This window comes from Pseudomonas sp. GM55 (genome assembly GCF_000282395.1).
Lineage (GTDB): Bacteria > Pseudomonadota > Gammaproteobacteria > Pseudomonadales > Pseudomonadaceae > Aquipseudomonas > Aquipseudomonas fluorescens_CC.
The window spans coordinates 1-19,247 of sequence record NZ_AKJJ01000144.1 but is presented as its reverse complement, the minus strand read 5'-3'; the positions used below and the strand labels follow the sequence as shown (position 1 = coordinate 19,247).

19 protein-coding genes are annotated in these 19,247 nt (G+C 60.9%); 16 read left to right on the top strand and 3 right to left on the bottom strand.

The window, feature by feature from the left end:
• Positions 1-295: 295 nt before the first annotated feature.
• Both PMI31_RS27900 and PMI31_RS27895 read right to left on the bottom strand, forming a co-directional pair.
• A complete protein-coding gene (locus PMI31_RS27900; RefSeq protein ID WP_008023209.1) occupies positions 296-703 on the bottom strand; it encodes a PA2817 family protein in 408 nt (135 codons plus the stop codon).
• A 74-nt stretch (positions 704-777) separates the two neighbouring features.
• Positions 778-3,225, bottom strand: coding sequence for an acyl-CoA dehydrogenase (locus PMI31_RS27895; protein ID WP_008023207.1), 2,448 nt, complete (start codon positions 3,223-3,225; stop codon positions 778-780).
• A gap of 252 nt (positions 3,226-3,477) precedes the next feature.
• On the opposite strand from PMI31_RS27895, the gene PMI31_RS27890 reads away from it, so the two are divergent.
• From PMI31_RS27890 to PMI31_RS27875, 4 genes are all read left to right on the top strand, one after another.
• A complete protein-coding gene (locus PMI31_RS27890) occupies positions 3,478-4,143 on the top strand; it encodes a transglutaminase-like domain-containing protein (protein ID WP_008023205.1) in 666 nt (221 codons plus the stop codon).
• 43 nt (positions 4,144-4,186) lie between these two features.
• Positions 4,187-4,810, top strand: coding sequence for a glutathione S-transferase family protein (locus PMI31_RS27885; RefSeq protein WP_008023203.1), 624 nt, complete (start codon positions 4,187-4,189; stop codon positions 4,808-4,810).
• Positions 4,811-4,943: 133 nt separating this feature from the next.
• On the top strand, positions 4,944-5,876 hold the full coding sequence (locus PMI31_RS27880; protein WP_007996639.1) for an ABC transporter ATP-binding protein: 933 nt from the start codon (positions 4,944-4,946) through the stop codon (positions 5,874-5,876).
• Positions 5,873-6,652 carry an ABC transporter permease gene (locus PMI31_RS27875; RefSeq protein ID WP_008023201.1) on the top strand — a complete coding sequence of 260 codons (780 nt, stop codon included), beginning with the start codon at positions 5,873-5,875 and terminating at the stop codon, positions 6,650-6,652. The genes PMI31_RS27880 and PMI31_RS27875 overlap by 4 nt, the downstream gene beginning before the upstream one ends.
• A 165-nt stretch (positions 6,653-6,817) precedes the next feature.
• On the opposite strand, the gene PMI31_RS27870 is transcribed toward PMI31_RS27875, so the two are convergent.
• Entirely contained in the window at positions 6,818-7,333 is a 516-nt protein-coding gene (locus PMI31_RS27870) for a DUF2062 domain-containing protein (RefSeq protein ID WP_008023200.1), read from the bottom strand.
• Positions 7,334-7,468: 135 nt separating this feature from the next.
• On the opposite strand from PMI31_RS27870, the gene PMI31_RS27865 reads away from it, so the two are divergent.
• From PMI31_RS27865 to PMI31_RS27810, 12 genes are all read left to right on the top strand, one after another.
• Positions 7,469-9,703 carry a DNA internalization-related competence protein ComEC/Rec2 gene (locus tag PMI31_RS27865; RefSeq protein ID WP_008023197.1) on the top strand — a complete coding sequence of 745 codons (2,235 nt, stop codon included), beginning with the start codon at positions 7,469-7,471 and terminating at the stop codon, positions 9,701-9,703.
• Positions 9,704-9,801: 98 nt separating this feature from the next.
• Positions 9,802-10,437, top strand: a complete 636-nt coding sequence (locus tag PMI31_RS27860) for a MotA/TolQ/ExbB proton channel family protein (RefSeq protein WP_043302705.1) — start codon at positions 9,802-9,804, stop codon at positions 10,435-10,437.
• Positions 10,434-10,862, top strand: coding sequence for an ExbD/TolR family protein (locus PMI31_RS27855; protein ID WP_008023195.1), 429 nt, complete (start codon positions 10,434-10,436; stop codon positions 10,860-10,862). Before PMI31_RS27860 ends, PMI31_RS27855 begins: the two co-directional genes overlap by 4 nt.
• Positions 10,862-11,872, top strand: coding sequence for a tetraacyldisaccharide 4'-kinase (lpxK, locus tag PMI31_RS27850; protein ID WP_008023194.1), 1,011 nt, complete (start codon positions 10,862-10,864; stop codon positions 11,870-11,872). Before PMI31_RS27855 ends, lpxK begins: the two co-directional genes overlap by 1 nt.
• A gap of 24 nt (positions 11,873-11,896) precedes the next feature.
• A complete protein-coding gene (locus tag PMI31_RS27845; protein WP_003179363.1) occupies positions 11,897-12,082 on the top strand; it encodes a Trm112 family protein in 186 nt (61 codons plus the stop codon).
• Positions 12,079-12,843: a 3-deoxy-manno-octulosonate cytidylyltransferase gene (kdsB, locus tag PMI31_RS27840; protein WP_008023193.1), complete on the top strand. Its 765-nt coding sequence runs from the start codon at positions 12,079-12,081 to the stop codon at positions 12,841-12,843. The genes PMI31_RS27845 and kdsB overlap by 4 nt, the downstream gene beginning before the upstream one ends.
• The gene (locus PMI31_RS27835) at positions 12,843-13,307 is read left to right on the top strand and encodes a low molecular weight protein-tyrosine-phosphatase (protein ID WP_008023192.1); all 465 of its coding nucleotides are present in this window, start codon (positions 12,843-12,845) and stop codon (positions 13,305-13,307) included. The genes kdsB and PMI31_RS27835 overlap by 1 nt, the downstream gene beginning before the upstream one ends.
• On the top strand, positions 13,304-14,323 hold the full coding sequence (murB, locus tag PMI31_RS27830) for a UDP-N-acetylmuramate dehydrogenase (protein ID WP_008023191.1): 1,020 nt from the start codon (positions 13,304-13,306) through the stop codon (positions 14,321-14,323). Before PMI31_RS27835 ends, murB begins: the two co-directional genes overlap by 4 nt.
• A gap of 322 nt (positions 14,324-14,645) precedes the next feature.
• A complete protein-coding gene (locus PMI31_RS27825; RefSeq protein WP_008023190.1) occupies positions 14,646-15,116 on the top strand; it encodes a (2Fe-2S)-binding protein in 471 nt (156 codons plus the stop codon).
• Complete coding sequence (locus PMI31_RS27820; RefSeq protein WP_008023189.1) at positions 15,113-17,443, top strand: xanthine dehydrogenase family protein molybdopterin-binding subunit; 2,331 nt, start codon at positions 15,113-15,115, stop codon at positions 17,441-17,443. The genes PMI31_RS27825 and PMI31_RS27820 overlap by 4 nt, the downstream gene beginning before the upstream one ends.
• Positions 17,443-18,426 (top strand): XdhC family protein, encoded by a 984-nt coding sequence (locus tag PMI31_RS27815; RefSeq protein WP_008023188.1) that lies wholly within the window; start codon positions 17,443-17,445, stop codon positions 18,424-18,426. The genes PMI31_RS27820 and PMI31_RS27815 overlap by 1 nt, the downstream gene beginning before the upstream one ends.
• The gene (locus PMI31_RS27810; protein ID WP_008023187.1) at positions 18,423-19,019 is read left to right on the top strand and encodes a nucleotidyltransferase family protein; all 597 of its coding nucleotides are present in this window, start codon (positions 18,423-18,425) and stop codon (positions 19,017-19,019) included. The genes PMI31_RS27815 and PMI31_RS27810 overlap by 4 nt, the downstream gene beginning before the upstream one ends.
• Positions 19,020-19,247: the final 228 nt, after the last annotated feature.

Genomic DNA, 19,247 nt, shown 5'->3' with positions numbered 1-19,247 from the left:
CTCGAGGGGGCGTGCACCGCAACAGCACCACGAGGCGAGCTAACGCTCGACCTCGTTGTTTGGTGGTGCACGCGTTCCCCTGTAGGAGCTGCCGAAGGCTCGGGCCACGTTCGGACGATCTTTTGATCCTGCTTTTGCGATCTGGAGATTGCTGAAGATCAAGATCAAAAAGATCGCAACCTTCGGCAGCCCCTACAGATATTTCGTTATATGTGTTTCCCGGGATCCCGTGAAGAACCAAAAAAAAGGCCCGCATGTTCAACCATGCGGGCCTTTTGCATGAATCGTTCGGGGATCAGTGCTTGCTGTCCTGGTTCGACAACGCCAGCAGCTGTTTTTCCTGATTCCAGTCGAACGGTTCGTCGTTCTGTTCGGCTTCGAAGCGACGCTCTTCCAGTGCCTGATACAGGTCGATTTCTTCATCGGACAAGTAGTGCAGGCAGTCACCGGCGAAATACCACAGCAGATCCCGTGGAATCAGGTGGGCGATTTGCGGATAACGGGAAATGACTTGAGTCAGGATGTCCTGGCCCAGGTATTGGCTTTCGATCGGATCGATCGGCAGTGACGCCAGCAATTCGTCGAAGCGCTCAAGGAACAAGGTATGGCTTTCTTCGGGAACCTGCTCGGCCTCACCTACGGCGACCAGGATGCTGCGCAGGTGGTCGAGTAAAACGAGATGATCGGCAACGATGTTGGACACGAGATAAGTCCTCAAGAGCAAAACGGGCGCGGGAGTATAAAGCGCCCGCGCCCGTTTTTACATGGTTGAAGGGATCAGCGGACTTTTCCCTCGGCCAGTGCCAAAGCCTCTTGGTCAAAGTCATCGACATCGATCACCTTGCGCCGCGCCGCCTCGGCTTCACGCAGGGTTTGGGCCTCCACTGGCTGCAACACGCCAGCCTCGAGCGCGGCCTCGATCACCGACTCGCCGGCCACCGGTTTGACCTGGCCACTCTTGAGTGCCACGTGCAGCTTTTTGTGCAACGGCTGTGCAGCGCTCAACAGATTGCAGGCGTGTTGCAATGCTCCGACCGGATCGTCGCTCGCCTGTGGGCGATAGCAACCCAGAAGCAACTCCTCCAGGGCCGGATCGCCCTTGGCGCGGCCAATCAACGCAGCGACTTCGGCAGCGAGTTTGTCCGATGGCCCTTTGTGCCGGCGACCGAACGGGAACACGATCACCCGCAACAGGCAGCCCACGACTTTGTTCGGGAAGTTGTTCAGCAGTTCATCCATGGCGCGTTCGGCCTGCCCCAGGCTTTCCTCCATGGCCCAAGCCAGTAGCGGCGTCATGTATTGCGGTGAGTCGAGATCGTGGTAGCGCTTGAGGGCGGCGCTGGCCAGGTAAAGGTTGCTCAGCACGTCACCCAGCCGTGCGGACAGACGTTCCCGGCGTTTCAGCTCACCACCGAGCAGCATCATGCTGAGGTCGGCGAGCATGGCGAAAGCGGCGGCCTGACGATTGAGGGCGCGGAAGTAACCCTGGCTCAGTTTGTCGCCCGGGGTGTGTTCCAGGTGCCCGAAACCAAGATTGAACACCAGCGTACTGGCGGCGTTGCTCACGGCAAAGCCGATGTGCTTGAGCAGCAGGCCATCGAATTCCTTGAGCGCCTGATCCTTGTCTTCACGGCCGGCAAGGGCCATTTCCTGGAGTACGAAGGGATGGCAGCGAATCGCGCCCTGGCCGAAGATCATCAGGTTACGCGAGAGAATGTTCGCGCCTTCCACGGTGATGCAGATCGGCGCGCCCTGCCACATGCGTCCGAGATAATTGTTCGGCCCCATGATGATCGCCTTGCCGCCGTGCACATCCATGGCGTGGCTGATGCACTCGCGGCCGCGTTCGGTCAGGTGGTACTTGAGAATCGCCGACAGCACCGACGGTTTCTCGCCGAGGTCCACCGCGTTGGCGGTGAGCATCCGCGCGGCGTCCATCATCCAGGCGTTGCCGCCGATGCGGGCCATGGCTTCCTGAATGCCTTCGAAAGCGGCAATCGGGACATTGAACTGCTCGCGAACCTGAGCGTATTGGCCCGTCACCAGGCTGGTGAACTTGGCCATGCCGGTGCCCACCGCCGGCAGGGAAATCGAACGCCCGACCGACAGGCAGTTCATCAGCATCATCCAGCCTTTACCGAGCATTTCCTCGCCGCCGATGAGGAATTCCAGCGGAACAAACACATCCTTGCCTGAGTTCGGGCCATTCATGAATGCGGCGCCCAGCGGCAGATGCCGGCGGCCGATCTCGACACCGGCGGTGTCAGTCGGTATCAATGCCAGGCTGATCCCCAGGTCTTCCTGTTCGCCCAGCAAGTGATCCGGGTCGTAGGCCTTGAAGGCCAGGCCGAGGAGGGTGGCCACCGGACCGAGGGTGATGTAGCGCTTTTCCCAGTTCAGGCGCAGGCCGAGGACTTCCTGGCCCTCCCATTGCCCTTTGCAGATCACTCCGGAGTCCGGCATACCACCGGCGTCGGAGCCGGCCAGCGGACCGGTCAGGGCAAAACACGGGATGTCGTCGCCACGTGCCAGGCGTGGCAGGTAATGATTGCGTTGTTCGTCGGTGCCGTAATGCAGCAACAGCTCGGCCGGGCCGAGGGAGTTGGGGACCATCACGGTGGAGGCGAGGTCGCCGCTGTGGCTCGCCAGTTTCATCGCCACTTGCGAGTGGGCATAGGCGGAAAAGCCCTTGCCGCCAAACTCCTTGGGGATGATCAGGGCGAAAAAGCCGTTGTCCTTGATGAATGTCCAGGCTTCGGGTGGCAGGTCCATGGTTTGACCGAGCTGCCAATCATTGACCATGGCGCAGAGTGTTTCGGTCGGCCCGTCGATGAAAGCCTGTTCCTCTTCGTTCAATTGCGCTTTGGGATAGGACAGCAGTTTGCTCCAGTCCGGACGGCCACTGAACAGTTCGCCGTCCCACCAGACCGTGCCGGCGTCGATGGCATCGCGTTCGGTTTGCGACATGGGCGGCAGGGTTTTCTGGAACCAGTTGAACATCGGTGCGCTGAAAAATCTGCGGCGCAGGTCGGGCAGCAGCAAGGGCGCGGCGACGGCGGCGATCAAGACCCAGAAGACCAACAGTAACCAGCCTGGCGCGCGACTGAAAGCGCCCATTGCCACGACATAGACGGCCACAATGCCCAAGGTGGGCAGTGGGGCGATGCGGCGGTGGGCCAAACAAGCCATTCCGACCAGCAAAACCAGTATCCACAACAGCAGCATATTCATTCCTCCGTGAAACCAGGGCGAACCAGCCCTCAGAGCTTAGACGGCATCCGCAAAACAGGCTGCTCAGAGCGACGTGATTGGAATCGTGGGAAGCCCCGGATGATATTCGTGTAGTAGGCGGGCAGCCGCACACGTGGGAAAAGCATTTATTGAGTGAGCGGCAAAGCGCCCATATTTGGCCGAAACGTCGTTATCTCTGTGCTGAAGCTCTCGCTAGACTCGGGGCTTCCCCAGGAGATTATTCTCATGCACGAGTATCTGAGTCCCGGCCGCTTCATCGATAGTGACCATCCGGCCGTGGTGGAGTTCGCCGAAAAACACCGTGGCGCCAGTCGCGATCCGATTGAGCAGGCAATCAGTCTCTATTACGCCGTGCGCGAGGCGGTCCGCTACAACCCGTACACATTCAGTCGCGATCCGCAGACCCTGCGCGGCAGCCATGCATTGGCGACCGGGGAGAGTTACTGCGTTCCCAAGGCCACGTTGCTGGCCGGTGCGGCGCGGCATTGCGGGATTCCCGCACGGATCGGCCTGGCGGATGTGCGCAATCATTTGTCGACGCCACGGCTGCTTGAATTGCTCAAGAGCGACATGTTCGCCATGCACGGCTACACCGAGTTTTATTTGCAGGATCGCTGGATCAAGGCGACGCCAGCGTTCAACCGCAAACTCTGCGACCTGTTCAATGTGGCGCCACTGGAATTCGACGGGATCAACGACAGTGTTTTTCACCCCTTCAACCGCGATGGCGCGAAGCTGATGGAGTACCTCGTCGACCACGGCCAGTTCGCCGACGTACCCGAGGCGTTCTTTTTCGAACACCTGGAAAAATGCTATCCGCACCTGTTCGGTGAGCAACAGCAACAGCAACCGCTGCTGGGGGATATGCAGAGCGATTTGAGTCGCGCCTGATCCGGCGTATGCTGCCTGCCCACTTACCGAAAAAGAGGCGGTCATGCTGAAGATCTGGGGTCGGAAAAACTCATCGAATGTCAGAAAACCATTGTGGGCCGCCGAAGAACTGGGACTGGCCTACGAGGCTATCGATGCCGGTGGCGCCTTTGGTGTCGTCGATACGCCCGAGTACCGCGCGATGAACCCCAACGGCCGGGTTCCGGTGATGCAAGACGATGGTTTTGTGTTGTGGGAATCCAACGCCATCGTGCGTTACCTGATGGCCCGTCATGCTGACGGCACGGCCTGGTATCCGGCGGATTTGCAAGCCCGTGCCAGCGCTGACAAATGGATGGACTGGACCACCTCGAGCTTTGCCGGCCCGTTCCGTACCGTGTTCTGGGGCGTGCTGCGGACCCCGGCAGACCAGCAGGACTGGCCCGCGATCAAGGCCGCGATCAAGGAATGCGACACGCTGCTGGCGATGGCCGATCAGGCGTTGGCGAACAAGCCCTACCTGTCCGGAGACGAGATCGGCATGGGCGATATTCCCTTGGGCAGTTTCATTTATGCCTGGTTCGAGATGCCGATCGAGCGTGCGCCACAGCCGCATCTGGAGGCCTGGTATGCACGATTGCAACAGCGTCCGGCGTATCGCAAAGCCGTCATGACCGCGTTGACTTAATACTCACTATCGACACACTTGACTGTACTTGTGTGGCGGCGACAAGCACCATTGCGCAGATGCGACGTGGTTGCAATGCGCGCCGCCCGCCCTTACCTGACCCTTTCTTCCCTTCTTGGTGCGTAAATCCGATATGAGTTCCGCTCTGTCCATCCGGCAGCTAACCAAAACCTACGGCAACGGTTTCCAGGCCCTGAATGGTATCGATCTGGATGTCGCTGAAGGTGACTTTTTCGCCTTGCTCGGCCCTAACGGCGCCGGCAAATCCACGACCATCGGCATTCTCTCGACCCTGGTGAACAAGACCAGCGGCACAGTGAATATCTTTGGTCACGACCTCGACAGGAATCCTGCGCAGCTCAAACGCTCCATCGGCGTGGTGCCTCAGGAATTCAACTTCAACCAGTTCGAAAAGACCTTCGATATTGTCGTGACCCAGGCCGGGTACTACGGCATTCCCGCGAAAATCGCCAAGGAACGCGCCGAACAGTACCTGACCCAGCTCGGCCTGTGGGACAAGAAGGATGTGCCTTCGCGCTCGCTGTCCGGTGGCATGAAGCGTCGCCTGATGATCGCCCGCGCGCTGGTCCATGAACCGCGCCTGCTGATCCTCGACGAGCCGACTGCCGGGGTGGATATCGAGCTGCGTCGCTCGATGTGGAGCTTCCTTACCGAGCTGAACCAGAAAGGCATCACCATCATCCTCACCACCCATTACCTGGAAGAGGCTGAGCAGTTGTGCCGCAACATCGGCATCATCGACCACGGCACCATCGTCGAGAACACCAGCATGCGTCAGTTGCTCAGCCAACTGCATGTCGAAACCTTCCTGCTGGACCTCAAGGGCGTCCTGCCAGCCGCGCCTCAACTGCTCGGCTACCCGTCCCGGCTGATTGACAGCCACACCCTGGAAGTCCAGGTGGACAAGTCCATGGGCATCACCGCGCTGTTCACCCAGTTGGCACAGCAGAACATCGAAGTGCTTAGCCTGCGCAACAAAACCAATCGCCTTGAGGAGTTGTTCGTGTCCCTGGTGGAGAAAAATCTGTCGAAGGTGGCGGTATGAGTTCCGAGCTGCGCCCCAACCTCGTTGCCCTCAACACCATCGTTTACCGTGAAGTCCGGCGTTTCACCCGGATCTGGCCGCAGACCTTGCTGCCGCCGGCCATCACCATGGTCCTGTACTTCGTGATCTTCGGTAATCTGATCGGTCGGCAAATCGGCGACATGGGTGGCTTCACTTACATGGAGTACATCGTGCCGGGGCTGATCATGATGTCGGTGATCACCAACTCCTACGGCAACGTGGTGTCGAGTTTCTTCGGCAGCAAGTTCCAGCGGTCCATTGAGGAATTGATGGTCTCGCCGTTGTCGCCGCACACCATTCTGATCGGCTACACCCTGGGCGGCGTGCTGCGTGGCTTGATGGTGGGGATCATCGTGACCCTGCTGTCGCTGTTCTTCACCCATTTGCAGGTGCATCACCTGGGCGTGACCATTCTGGTGGTGGTGCTGACCGCGACGATCTTCTCGCTGCTGGGCTTCATCAACGCCGTGTTTGCGCGCAACTTCGATGACATTTCGATCATTCCGACTTTCGTGCTGACGCCACTGACCTACCTGGGCGGGGTCTTCTATTCGATCACCTTGCTGCCGTCGTTCTGGCAGACCGTGTCCCTGGCCAACCCGGTGCTGCACATGGTCAACGCATTCCGTTACGGCATCCTCGGCGTATCGGATATCCGGATCAGTGTGGCCATCGCCTTCATGCTGGTCGCGACCGTGGTGCTGTATTTCGGTTGTGCACGGTTGCTGGTCAGCGGGCGCGGGATGCGTACCTGATAGATAATCTGTAGGAGCTGGCTTGCCAGCGAAAGCGGTAGGTCAGTCGACAAATTTGTTGGCTGAACACGCGCCTTCGCTGGCAAGCCAGCTCCTACACCGCGATGGCGTCAGCCCAGACACCACAAAAAAAACGGCCTCCCAAGTGGAGGCCGTCTTGCATTCTCACATCCGGCTTTTCTTGCGCCGCTTCCATTGCCTGGCCACCCACCAGCGCCAATACATCATCACCAGAAAGTAGGCCAGTGCACCGAGTGCCAGCCCCGTCACTACCGAGCCCAACAGAAACGGTTGCCACAAGGTCGAGATTTCACCCCTGATCCACTCCCAGGTCAGTGAGTCCGGCAACTGCCGGGCGGGCACGTCCATCAGCCAGGCACCGGCCTGGTAGGTGCAGAAGAATACGGCGGGCATGGTGATCGGGTTGGTCAGCCAGACCAGGCTCACGGCAATCGGCATGTTGCCGCGTACGATGATGGCGAGAATTGCCGCCAGCAGCATCTGCAGCGGGATCGGCAGGAACGCCGCGAACAGACCCACCGCCATGGCGCGGGCAACGGAGTGGCGGTTGAGGTGCCACAGGTTCGGGTCATGCAACAGCGTGCCGAGAAAGCGTAAGGACTTGTGTTCCCTGATGCTCATCGGGTCTGGCATGTAACGTTTGAATAAGCGCCGGGGCATAAGGCTTCTCGGTCGGTCAGGGTGGCAAGTATGTCTGGATTCTATGAACTGCCCATTCAGACTTTGTGACAATTGATAACGACGCCTGCGCGACGGACGGGCTAAGCCTTGGAGGGGACTCTCAAGGACGGGCTTATGCGCACAGGGATGATGGCGCTGGCGTTGGGTCTGCTGACCTTGCGCTTTTTACCGGCATTGCCGCCGGTCTGGTTGTGGCTGGCGATGCCGGTGGCGGGTTTGATGTTATTGCCGTTCAGGACGTATCCGCTGGCGTTTTACCTGTTCGGGTTGAGTTGGGCCTGTGCGAATGCGCAGTGGGCGCTGGATGACCGGTTGCCACCGGCGCTGGATGGAGAAACCCGTTGGGTCGAAGGGCGGGTCACAGGGTTGCCCCGGCATGACGAAGGTGTCGTGCGTTTCGAATTGACCGACATCCAGTCCCGACGTACCCGGCTGCCGCGGCAAATGCGTCTGGCCTGGTATGGCGGGCCACCGGTGAAAAGCGGTGAGCGCTGGCGTCTGGCAGTCAAGCTGAAGCGCCCGGTCGGGCTCCTCAATCCGCAGGCCTTTGACTACCAGGCCTGGTTACTGGCACAACGCATCGGGGCGACCGGAACGGTCAAGGCGGGCGAACGCCTCGCGCCAGCCCAATGGGCCTGGCGCGATGGAATCCGTCAGCGTTTGCTGGCGGTGGATGCCCAGGGGCGAAGCGGCGCGTTGACAGCGCTGGTACTCGGGGATGGCGCCGGGCTGAGTCGCGAAGACTGGCAGGTATTGCAGGACACCGGCACGGTGCATCTGCTGGTGATTTCCGGGCAGCACATCGGACTGCTGGCGGGCGCTGTGTATCTGCTGATCGCCGGCCTGGCCCGCTTTGGGTTATGGCCGAACCGTCTGCCATGGTTGCCTTGGGCGTGTGGCCTGGCATTCGCCGCTGCGCTCGGTTACGGGATGCTGGCCGGTTTCGAGGTGCCGGTGCGACGAGCCTGCCTGATGCTTGGTCTGGTGTTGTTGTGGCGTCTGCGGTTCCGCCATCTCGGTGCATGGTGGCCCCTGTTATTGGCACTCAACGGCATTTTGCTGCTGGAGCCGCTGGCGAGTCTTCAACCTGGTTTCTGGCTGTCTTTCGCGGCTGTGGCAATCTTGATATTTACCTTCGCCGGCCGGTTGGGGGCCTGGCGATGGTGGCAAACCTGGACCCGCGCCCAGTGGCTGATTGCAATCGGGCTGTGTCCGTTGTTACTGGCACTGGGGTTGCCCATCAGTCTCAGCGGGCCGCTGGCCAATTTGTTCGCCGTGCCCTGGATCAGTCTGGTGGTACTGCCACCGGCGTTGCTCGGGACGCTGTTGCTGCCGGTGCCTTACGTGGGTGAGAAGTTGCTGTGGCTGGCAGGCGGCTTGATCGACGGGTGGTTCAAGGGATTGGGGCTCGTCTCCGGTCAGGTTCCCGCGTGGGTGCCCATGGCCGTCCCGCTTTGGGCCTGGGCAATCGCTGCCATCGGCGCCTTTATGTTATTGCTGCCGCGAGGCGTACCAATGCGTCCGTTAGGGTGGCCCATGTTGTTGATCCTGGTTTTTTCGCCCAGGCCGATGTTGCAGGAAGGCAGGGCCGAAGTCTGGCAACTGGATGTCGGACAGGGCCTGGCGATCCTGGTGCGCACTCGGCATCACACATTGCTGTATGACGCCGGACCGCGTTTCGGTGAACTCGACCAAGGGGAGCGGGTGGTGCTGCCGGCGTTGCGTAAACTGGGAGTGAAGGGCATCGACCTGATGCTGATCAGCCACGCCCATGCCGATCATGCCGGCGGTGCCCGGGCGATCGCCAAGGGCTTGCCGGTGAAACAGGTGGTCAGTGGTGAACCGTCAGACTTGCCCGTGGAGTTGCAGGCCGAGCGTTGTGAGAGCGGTCGGCAATGGACCTGGGATGGAGTCGATTTCCAGCTTTGGCACTGGCCATTGGCCGGCGACAGCAATCAGAACTCCTGTGTCCTGCTGATCGAGGCCAATGGCGAACGGTTGCTGTTGAGTGGCGACATCGATGCCGCCGCCGAGAGGGCCCTGCTGGACAGCCCGTTGGCCCTGCCCACCGATTGGCTGCAGGCGCCGCACCACGGCAGTCGCAGTTCGTCGTCCGGGGCCCTGCTGGAGGTCCTGCAACCTAAAGGTGCGCTGATTTCCCGCGGGCAGGGCAATTCGTTTGGCCATCCGCATCCCACGGTGATCGCGCGTTATCAAAAACGTGGAATGGCGATCTACGACAGCGCCGAACACGGTGCCATTCGTCTGCAACTGGGACGCTTCGAGCCACCGTGGTCAATGCGTCAGGAGCGGCGTTTCTGGCGCGATCCGCCGCCCTTGAACCAATAAACGAGCGTTATGAAGGGCCGACCGGATGCGACATCACGGTCTTCGGTGCTTCCACCCCCTATGTTAGAGTGGCGCACTTTTTCGAGGGGGCTGTCACTGTGTGGGAATTGGTCAAATCCGGCGGTTGGATGATGCTGCCGATCATTCTGAGTTCCATCGTGGCGATGGCGATCGTCGCCGAGCGTCTCTGGACGCTGCGTGCCAGCCGCGTGACCCCGGAGCACTTGCTCGGGCAGGTCTGGGTCTGGATCAAGGACAAACAGCTCAATAAGGAAAAACTCAAGGAACTGCGCGCCAACTCCCCGTTGGGCGAGATCCTGGCGGCTGGCCTGGCCAACTCCAGACATGGTCGCGAGATCATGAAAGAGTGCATCGAAGAGGCCGCTGCCCGGGTGATCCACGAGCTGGAACGCTACATCAACGCGCTGGGCACCATCGCCGCCATGGCGCCATTGCTGGGTCTGCTGGGTACCGTGTTGGGCATGATCGATATCTTCAGCTCGTTCATGGGCACGGGCATGATGACCAACGCTGCAGTGCTGGCTGGCGGTATTTCCAAAGCCTTGATAACCACGGCCTCGGGCCTGATCGTGGGTATCCCGTCGGTGTTCTTCCACCGGTTTCTGCAACGACGCATTGATGAGCTCGTCGTGGGCATGGAGCAGGAAGCCATCAAGCTGGTAGAAGTGGTGCAGGGCGACCGTGACGTTGATCTGGCTGAGGGCAAAGCGTGAAATTCCGCCGCAAGCAACGGGAGAACGTGGACATCAACCTCGTGTCGCTGATCGACGTGGTGTTTGTGCTGCTGCTGTTTTTCGTCGTGACCACCACCTTTACCCGTGAGACCCAGCTGCGTGTCGATCTGCCGGAAGCGGTCAGCGGTACGCCGGCCGAAGATCAGAACAAGCCGCTGGACATCGCCATCAGCGCCGACGGCGTGTTCTCGGTGAACAACCAGATCCTGCCGAAAAGCGATCTGGCTTCCCTGATGGACGCGCTGCAAAAGGAAGCCAATGGCGACACCAACCGGCCACTGTCGATCAGTGCTGATGGCAAGACGCAGCATCAGTCCGTGGTGACTGCCATGGATGCGGCCGGCAAACTCGGTTTCAGTCATTTGCGCATGACCACCATCGAGGCGGCGCCCCCGGCGCCCTGATGGCCATGTCTGAACGATTGCTGGCTGCGTGGTACGCAGGTCATCCGGCCCTGAAACTGTTGCAGCCGCTGGAATGGCTGTACCGGCGCGTGGTCATGAACAAGCGCAAGCGCTTTCTGGCGGGTGAGGGCGAGATCTACCAGCCGCCGGTGCCGTTGATCGTGGTCGGCAACATCACCGTGGGTGGCACCGGCAAGACGCCGCTGATCCTGTGGATGATCGAGCACTGCCAGCGCAGCGGCCTGCGGGTTGGCGTGGTCAGCCGTGGCTACGGCGCCAAACCGCCGCAGTTGCCATGGCGGGTCGAGGCCGAGCAGGGCGCCGACGTCGCCGGTGACGAGCCGTTGCTGATCGTCCAGCGCACGGGCGTACCGCTGATGATCGACCCCAATCGCAGCAACGCTGTCAAAGCGTTGCTGGCCAGTGAGCCGCTGGACCTGATCCTGTCCGACGACGGCATGCAGCATTACCGCCTGGCCCGTGACCTGGAGCTGGTGCTGATCGACGCCGCCCGCGGCCTGGGTAACCGCCGTTGCCTGCCTGCCGGACCATTGCGTGAGCCGGTCGAGCGCCTGCAAAGCGTCGACGCGGTCCTCTACAACGGTGCCGCGGCTGACCGCGCTGACGGGTTTGCCTTCCAATTGCAGCCCACCGCGCTGGTCAATCTGCGCAGCGGCGAACGGCGTCCCCTCGACCATTTTCCCTGCGGCCAGGCCCTGCACGCGGTGGCCGGTATCGGCAATCCGCAACGTTTCTTCAAGACCCTCGAAACGCTACACTGGAAGCCGGTTCCACATGCGTTTGCCGACCACGCCGAGTACAGCGTGGAGGCTTTGAATTTCACGCCGTCGTTACCGTTGGTGATGACGGAAAAAGACGCGGTGAAATGCCGTGCCTTTGCCGCCATCGATTGGTGGTACCTGGCGGTCGATGCTGTGCCATCGCCGGCCTTCGTGGCCTGGTTCGACACACAGCTGATGCGCCTGTTACCGGCTCGTTTGTTGCCTTAACTCCGTTTTTCCCAGGGAATGCTCATGGACACCAAATTGCTCGACATCCTCGCTTGCCCGGTCTGCAAAGGCCCGCTCAAGCTCAGCGCCGACAAAACCGAGCTGATCAGCAAGGGCGCAGGCCTGGCCTACCCGATTCGCGACGGCATCCCGGTGATGCTCGAATCGGAAGCGCGCACCCTGACCACCGACGAGCGCCTGGATAAATGACTACAGCCTTTACCGTCGTCATTCCATCGCGTTATGCCTCCACCCGCCTGCCGGGCAAGCCGCTGCTGCTGATCGCTGGCAAGCCGATGATCCAGCACGTCTGGGAACAGGCGAGCAAAAGCAGCGCCGAGCGGGTGGTGGTGGCCACCGATGACGCGCGCATCGCCGAGGTCTGCAATGGCTTTGGTGCCGAAGTGGTGTTGACCCGTGAAGATCACAACTCCGGCACCGATCGCCTGGCCGAAGTCGCGATGAAGCTGGGCCTGGCGGCTGACGCCATCGTGGTCAACGTCCAGGGCGACGAGCCACTGATTCCGCCGAGTGTGATCGATCAGGTCGCCGCCAACCTGGCTGCCCACACCGAAGCGCGCATGGCCACCCTGGCCGAGCCGATCGAAGACGTGGACACCCTGTTCAATCCCAACGTTGTCAAGGTCGTCAGCGATCTCAACGGCCTGGCGCTGACGTTCAGTCGTTCCACCTTGCCCTGGGCGCGGGATGCGTTCGCCGTGAGCCGAGAGCAGTTGCCGGAAGGTGTGCCGTATCGCCGCCATATCGGCATCTATGCCTATCGTGCCGGTTTCCTGCAGGATTTCGTCAGCTGGGGCCCATGCTGGCTGGAAAACACCGAGTGCCTGGAACAGTTGCGTGCCCTGTGGCACGGCGTGCGGATCCACGTAGCCGACGCACTGATCGCGCCGCCAGCCGGCGTCGACACTGTTGAAGACCTTGAGCGCGTTCGTCGCCTGCTGGAGGCGTGATGCGGGTTCTGTTTGTCTGCCTGGGCAACATCTGCCGTTCACCCACGGCCGAAGGCGTGCTGCGGCATAAGTTGCGTGAGGCGGGGCTGGCTGACCAGGTCGAAGTCGCTTCCGCCGGCACCGGTGACTGGCATGTCGGTAAGGCACCGGACAAGCGCAGTCAGGCCGCGGCGAAGTTGCGCGGTTATGACTTGTCCGCCCAGCGCGCCCAGCAAGTCACCCGTGCCGATTTTGCCAACTACGATCTGATCCTGGCGATGGACAACAGCAACCTGCGCCATCTCAAGGCCTTGCAGCCGGCCCAGGGCAAGGCCGAACTCGACCTGTTCCTGCGTCGTTACCAGTCGCCAATCGATGAAGTGCCGGACCCGTACTACGACGGCGAACAAGGCTTCGAGCAGGTGCTGGACCTGATCGAGCGCGCCAGCGATCTGCTGGTCATCGAATTGAAGGGACGGTTATGAGTTTGCAGGTTCAATCGCAGGTTTCGCTCAAGCCGTTCAACAGCTTTGGCGTGGATGTCCAGGCTCGGCTGTTTGCCGAGGCCCATAGCGACGCCGATGTGCGTGAAGCCCTGGCCTATGGGCTGGAATACAAGGTCCCGGTGCTGGTGATCGGCGGTGGCAGCAACCTGCTGCTGACGGCGGATATCGATTCACTGGTGCTGCGCATGGCCACTCGCGGGATTCGCGTGTTGAGCGACGACGCCGGCAAAGTGGTGATCGAGGCCGAGGCGGGCGAGCCCTGGCATCCATTTGTGCAACACACACTGGCCCTGGGGTTGTCCGGCCTGGAAAACCTCAGCCTGATTCCCGGTACCGTGGGCGCGGCACCGATGCAGAACATCGGCGCCTATGGGGTCGAGATCAAGGACGTGTTCGCTGGCCTGACCGCCCTCGATCGCCAGACCGGCGAACTGCACAACTTCAGCCTGGCGCAATGCAACTTTGCTTACCGCGACAGCCTGTTCAAGCAGGAACCGGGGCGTTGGGTGATCCTGCGTGTGCGTTTCGTCCTCGACCGCGCCGCGCATTTGCATCTGGAGTACGGCCCGGTGCGTCAGCGCCTGACCGAACAAGGCATCGAGCATCCGACTGCCAGTGATGTCAGCCAGGCCATTTGCAGCATCCGCAACGAAAAACTGCCGGACCCGGCTGTGCTCGGTAATGCCGGCAGCTTTTTCAAGAACCCTTTGGTATCGGCGGCGCTGGCTGCACGGCTCAAGGGTGAATACCCGGACCTGGTGGCCTATGCGCAACCCGACGGGCAGATGAAACTGGCCGCCGGTTGGTTGATCGAGCGGGCAGGGTGGAAAGGTTTCCGCGAAGCCGATGCGGGTGTGCATAAATTGCAGGCGCTGGTGTTGGTCAACTACGGCAGGGCGACCGGTCTGCAGTTGCTCGACCTGGCGCAGCGTATCCAGAAAGACATTTCAGAACGTTTCCATGTTGATCTGGAAATGGAGCCGAACCGGTATTGATGAAGCAGCCGCCAGCTACAAGCTTCAAGTGGCAAGCTACAATTCTCAAATCCAGGCTTTTGCTGTTTTGCTTCTACTTGAAGCTTGCAGCTTAAAGCTCGCAGCTAAAAAGCCCTGTCTCAGCAGGGCTTTTTTTTTGTTAATGCCCGGTTAACTTAGTTAGCTAACGATGCACGCACTTGCTCCATCAAAGGCCCGGTGCAGACCGTTTGCGTCTGCACAAGAGAGCCAATTAGCCTGAGCCGATCTGCGTAATGCCAACCGCCGATGTTCGGGCGGCAGATTGCTCGACCCCATAACCCAATACTATGCGGGCGTGCCCATGATTACCCTGAAGCTCAACGGTCAAGACCATCAACTCGACGTCACCGAGGACATGCCACTGCTCTGGGCCATCCGCGACGTGGCTGGCTACAACGGCACCAAATTCGGCTGCGGCATGGGCCTGTGCGGGGCCTGCACCATTCATATCGAAGGGGCTCCGGCGCGCAGTTGCATCACGCCCATCGGATCAGTCGTGGGACAGAATGTCAGCACCATCGACAACCTGTACGCCGACCCGGTCGGCAAAGTCGTGCAGCAGGCCTGGCTCGACACGGCGGTCGCCCAATGCGGTTTCTGCCAGGGCGGGCAAATCATGTCCGCCACCGCGCTGCTCAAGACCAATCCGGACCCGAGCGAAGAGCAGATCGAAGAGGCCATGGTCGGCAACATCTGCCGCTGCGGCACCTATAACCGCATCAAGACGGCGATCCGCCAGGCCTCCACTCACCTGAAGGAGGCCAAGGCATGAGCCGGTTACCGAATGATTTTGCCCTGAGCAATCTGAGCCAGCTCAGTCGCCGTGGCTTTCTGAAAGGCGTGGGCGCCACCAGTGCGCTGGTATTGGCGGCGAGCTGGGGCTGGCAAGACGCTTTTGCCGAAGAAAAGGACAAGAAGTTCGGCGCCGACGGCATGCCCCACGGCTGGGTCGACGATCCGAAAGTCTATGTGAGCATTGCTGCGGATGGCACGGTGACCGTGATCTGCAACCGCTCGGAGATGGGGCAGGGCGTGCGCACCAGTTTGACCATGGTGGTGGCCGATGAACTGGAAGCCGACTGGGCGATGGTCAAGGTGCGGCAGGCCCCCGGTGATGAAGTGCGCTTCGGCAACCAGGACACCGACGGCTCGCGCAGCATGCGCCACTGGTACGAACCGATGCGCCGCTGCGGTGCCGCCGCGCGGACCATGCTCGAACAGGCCGCCGCCGCCCAGTGGAAAGTGCCGGCGGGCGAGTGTCACGCGCAACTGCATAAAGTCATCCACGAACCTTCCGGTCGTGAATTGGGTTATGGCGCGCTCGCCGCCGCTGCAGCTGCGTTGCCCGTTCCAGCGCGGGACAGCCTGAAACTCAAGCAGCCTTCGGAATTTCGCTACATTGGCAAGGAAGGCACCAAGGCCATCGATGGTGAAGACATTGTCAACGGCCGTGCGGTGTACGGCGCCGATGTGCATCTCGACGGCATGCTGTACGCGACCATTGCGCGGCCCGTGGTGTATGGCGGCAAAGTCAAAAGCTTCGATGGCAGCGCGGCGATGAAAGTCCCGGGCGTGGTCAAAGTGTTGCAGATCGAAAGCCGGCCTTTGCCTTCGGAGTTTCAACCGCTCGGCGGCATCGCCGTGGTGGCGAGCAATACTTGGGCGGCGATCAAGGGCCGCGAGGCACTGAAAATCGAGTGGGACGATGGCCCCAACGCCAGCTACGACTCGATCGCCTATCGCAAGGAACTTGAAACCGCCGCGCTCAAGCCCGGCAAGGTGGTGCGCAATACCGGCAACATCGATAAGGCCATGAGCAGCACCGATAGCACGCTGGAAGCGTCCTACTACTTGCCGCATTTGTCACAGTCGCCGATGGAGCCGATGGTCGCCATCGCCCGGTTCAAGGACGGTGCGTGCGAAGCCTGGGGGCCAAGCCAGGCACCGCAGGTCACCCGGGAACGGATCGCCGAACGCCTGGGCCTGCCGTTCGACAATGTCATGTTCAACGTGACCCTGCTCGGTGGCGGATTCGGGCGCAAGTCCAAGCCCGACTTCATCATCGAAGCCGCCATCCTCGCCAAGGAATTCCCCGGCACAGCGGTGCGGGTGCAATGGACCCGCGAAGACGACATCCATTGTTCCTACTTCCACACGGTATCGGTCGAATACCTCAAGGCCGGCCTGAACAAGGATGGCCTGCCGTCCGGCTGGTTGCACCGTACAGTGGCGCCGAGCATCACTGCGTTGTTTGCGCCGGGCATCAAGCATGAGGCAGCGTTCGAGCTGGGCATGGGATTCACCAACATGGCGTATGCGATCCCCAACATTCGCCTGGAAAACCCCGAGGCAACGGTGCATACCCGGGTCGGCTGGTATCGCTCGGTGTCGAACATTCCCCATGGCTTCGCGATCCAGAGCTTCATCGATGAGCTGGCGCACAAGGCCGGGGAAGACCCGTTGAAATACCAGATCAGGCTGCTCGGGCCGGACCGTCAGATCGATCCGCACACCTTGAGTGACGAGTGGAACTACGGTGAGTCCCCGGAGCGTTATCCGATTGATACCGCGCGACTGCGCACGGTACTGGAGACCGCCGCCAAAGCTGCGGGTTGGGGGCGCGAGTTGCCCAAGGGGCGTGGCCTGGGCCTGGCGGTGCATTACAGCTTCGTGACGTATGTGGCGGCGGTCATCGAGGTGGAGGTGAAAGACGACGGTACGCTGGTGGTGCACAAGGCTGACATCGCCGTCGATTGCGGACCGCAGATCAATCCCGAGCGGATTCGCGCGCAGTTCGAAGGCGCCTGCGTCATGGGCCTGGGTAATGCGGTGCTGGGGGAAATCAGCTTCAAGGACGGCAAGGTCCAGCAGGATAACTTCCACATGTACGAAGTGGCACGCATGTCCCTGGCACCGAAAGAAGTGGCCGTGCATCTGGTGAACCCGCCAGGCAATGTCCCGTTGGGCGGCGTCGGTGAACCGGGCGTGCCACCGATTGCGCCGGCACTGTGCAATGCGATCTTTGCTGCCACCGGCAAACGCATTCGCAACCTGCCGGTTCGTTATCAGTTGTCGGGCTGGCAGCAGGCCGGAGCCTGATGGACAGCGCCGATCTGAACGTCCTGCGCAGCGTGTCGCAATGGCATCGCGCCGGTCAGCGGGTGGTGTTGTACAGCGTGGTCGAAACCTGGGGCACTGCGCCCCGGGCACCCGGCGCCATGCTGGCCTTGCGTGAAGACGGCATGGTGATTGGTTCGGTCTCGGGCGGGTGCGTCGAAGATGACTTGATCGCCCGGCTGCACGACGGGCGCCTTGCGCTAGACGGGCCGCCGGTGCAATTGATCACGTACGGCGTGACCCGTGAGGAAGCGGCGCGTTTCGGCTTGCCCTGTGGTGGCACTTTGCGCTTGACCGAGGAGCGTATCGAAGATGGGGATTGGGTCGAGCAATTGCTCGCTCGTTGCGAGGCCCATGAAATCGTTGCGCGTGAACTGAACCTCGCTACCGGCGAAGTGCTTTTGCAGCCGGCCAGTAAAACTGACGTGTTGACGTTCGACGGCCAGACCTTGCGTGCGATCTACGGTCCACGCTGGCGCTTGCTGCTGATCGGCGCGGGGCAGTTGTCGCGCTATGTCGCTGAAATGGCCCGCCTGCTGGATTTCGAGGTGTTGATTTGCGATCCGCGTACCGAGTTCGTCTACGGCTGGGAGGCGCAGCACGGACGATTCGTTTCGGGCATGCCGGATGAGGCGGTATTGAATATCCACACCGACGAACGCACGGCCATCGTGGCCTTGACCCATGATCCGCGTCTGGACGACATGGCGCTGCTCACGGCCCTGGATTCCAGGGCTTTTTACGTCGGGGCGCTGGGTTCGCGGGTCAACAGTCAGAAGCGCCGGGAAAACCTAGCTCAACTGGGTTTGTCGCAATCGGCGATTGACCGCTTGCATGGTCCGATCGGTTTGCACATCGGCAGTCATAATCCAGCGGAAATTGCCTTGTCGCTCATGGCGGAAATCGTGGCGGTCAAAAATGGCGTCGAACTGAAACAGAAGAAAATCCTGCAGGAGAAGGTATGAGCGAGTCCATTGGCGTCATCGTGTTGGCTGCGGGGCAGGGCAGCCGGTTTCGTCAGGTGGCGGGTGCCGAAAAAGATAAGTTGCTGGCCGATTGCACCGGTCGTGACGGCGCGGTTCGATCCGTCATTGAACACACATTGGTCAATCTGCCAGCCGCTCTGGACAAGCGCGTACTGGTGACGACCGCTGACCGCCCGCAAGTGATTCGCATGGCTCAGGCCTATGGCTGCGAGGTTGTGCTGATCGGGTCGAGCGGTATGGGCGACAGCATTGCCGCCGGGGTCGCTGCCTGCAAGCAACTCGAGGGTTGGCTGATGGTGCTGGGGGATATGCCGTTCATCCTGCCGTCCAGTATCGAGCAAGTGGTGGCAGGCATTGGCGGCGACAGTATCAGCGTGCCCGTGCAGGACGGCGAGTACGGGCATCCGGTCGGGTTCGGACGGGACTTCGCGGCGGGGTTGATGGCGTTATCGGGGGATCGTGGTGCCAAACCACTGTTTGCCCAAGGGCGGGTGGTTGAAATAGCCGTGGATGATCCCGGCGTGTTGTGGGATGTGGATGTGCCTGAAGCACTAATCTTCAGACCGGTATAAATCCTTGTGGGAGCAAGCTCGCTCCCACGGGGGATTGGGGGATGTTCAGAGACATAAAAAAGCCCCGCCTGGTTCACCAGGCGGGGCTTTTTAGTTACCGAGGGAATCAGACGAGAGGTTTAGGCTCGTGCTCTTTTTCCTGGGCTTGCTCGTGTTGCTCTACTGCTTCCTGAACGGAGCGTGGTGCTTCATGGATCACCGACTCGACCGGCTCGGCAGCCACTTCAG

Excerpts from the sequence above, each read along its gene's own strand:
- PMI31_RS27895 (WP_008023207.1), bottom strand. The coding sequence starts at position 3,225 with ATGCTGCTGTTGTGGATACTGGTTTTGCTGGTCGGAATGGCTTGTTTG.
- PMI31_RS27890 (WP_008023205.1), top strand. The coding sequence starts at position 3,478 with ATGCACGAGTATCTGAGTCCCGGCCGCTTCATCGATAGTGACCATCCG.
- PMI31_RS27885 (WP_008023203.1), top strand. The coding sequence starts at position 4,187 with ATGCTGAAGATCTGGGGTCGGAAAAACTCATCGAATGTCAGAAAACCA.
- PMI31_RS27880 (WP_007996639.1), top strand. The coding sequence starts at position 4,944 with ATGAGTTCCGCTCTGTCCATCCGGCAGCTAACCAAAACCTACGGCAAC.
- PMI31_RS27875 (WP_008023201.1), top strand. The coding sequence starts at position 5,873 with ATGAGTTCCGAGCTGCGCCCCAACCTCGTTGCCCTCAACACCATCGTT.
- PMI31_RS27870 (WP_008023200.1), bottom strand. The coding sequence starts at position 7,333 with ATGCCCCGGCGCTTATTCAAACGTTACATGCCAGACCCGATGAGCATC.
- PMI31_RS27865 (WP_008023197.1), top strand. The coding sequence starts at position 7,469 with ATGCGCACAGGGATGATGGCGCTGGCGTTGGGTCTGCTGACCTTGCGC.
- lpxK (WP_008023194.1), top strand. The coding sequence starts at position 10,862 with ATGGCCATGTCTGAACGATTGCTGGCTGCGTGGTACGCAGGTCATCCG.
- PMI31_RS27845 (WP_003179363.1), top strand. The coding sequence starts at position 11,897 with ATGGACACCAAATTGCTCGACATCCTCGCTTGCCCGGTCTGCAAAGGC.
- kdsB (WP_008023193.1), top strand. The coding sequence starts at position 12,079 with ATGACTACAGCCTTTACCGTCGTCATTCCATCGCGTTATGCCTCCACC.
- PMI31_RS27835 (WP_008023192.1), top strand. The coding sequence starts at position 12,843 with ATGCGGGTTCTGTTTGTCTGCCTGGGCAACATCTGCCGTTCACCCACG.
- murB (WP_008023191.1), top strand. The coding sequence starts at position 13,304 with ATGAGTTTGCAGGTTCAATCGCAGGTTTCGCTCAAGCCGTTCAACAGC.
- PMI31_RS27825 (WP_008023190.1), top strand. The coding sequence starts at position 14,646 with ATGATTACCCTGAAGCTCAACGGTCAAGACCATCAACTCGACGTCACC.
- PMI31_RS27820 (WP_008023189.1), top strand. The coding sequence starts at position 15,113 with ATGAGCCGGTTACCGAATGATTTTGCCCTGAGCAATCTGAGCCAGCTC.
- PMI31_RS27815 (WP_008023188.1), top strand. The coding sequence starts at position 17,443 with ATGGACAGCGCCGATCTGAACGTCCTGCGCAGCGTGTCGCAATGGCAT.
- PMI31_RS27810 (WP_008023187.1), top strand. The coding sequence starts at position 18,423 with ATGAGCGAGTCCATTGGCGTCATCGTGTTGGCTGCGGGGCAGGGCAGC.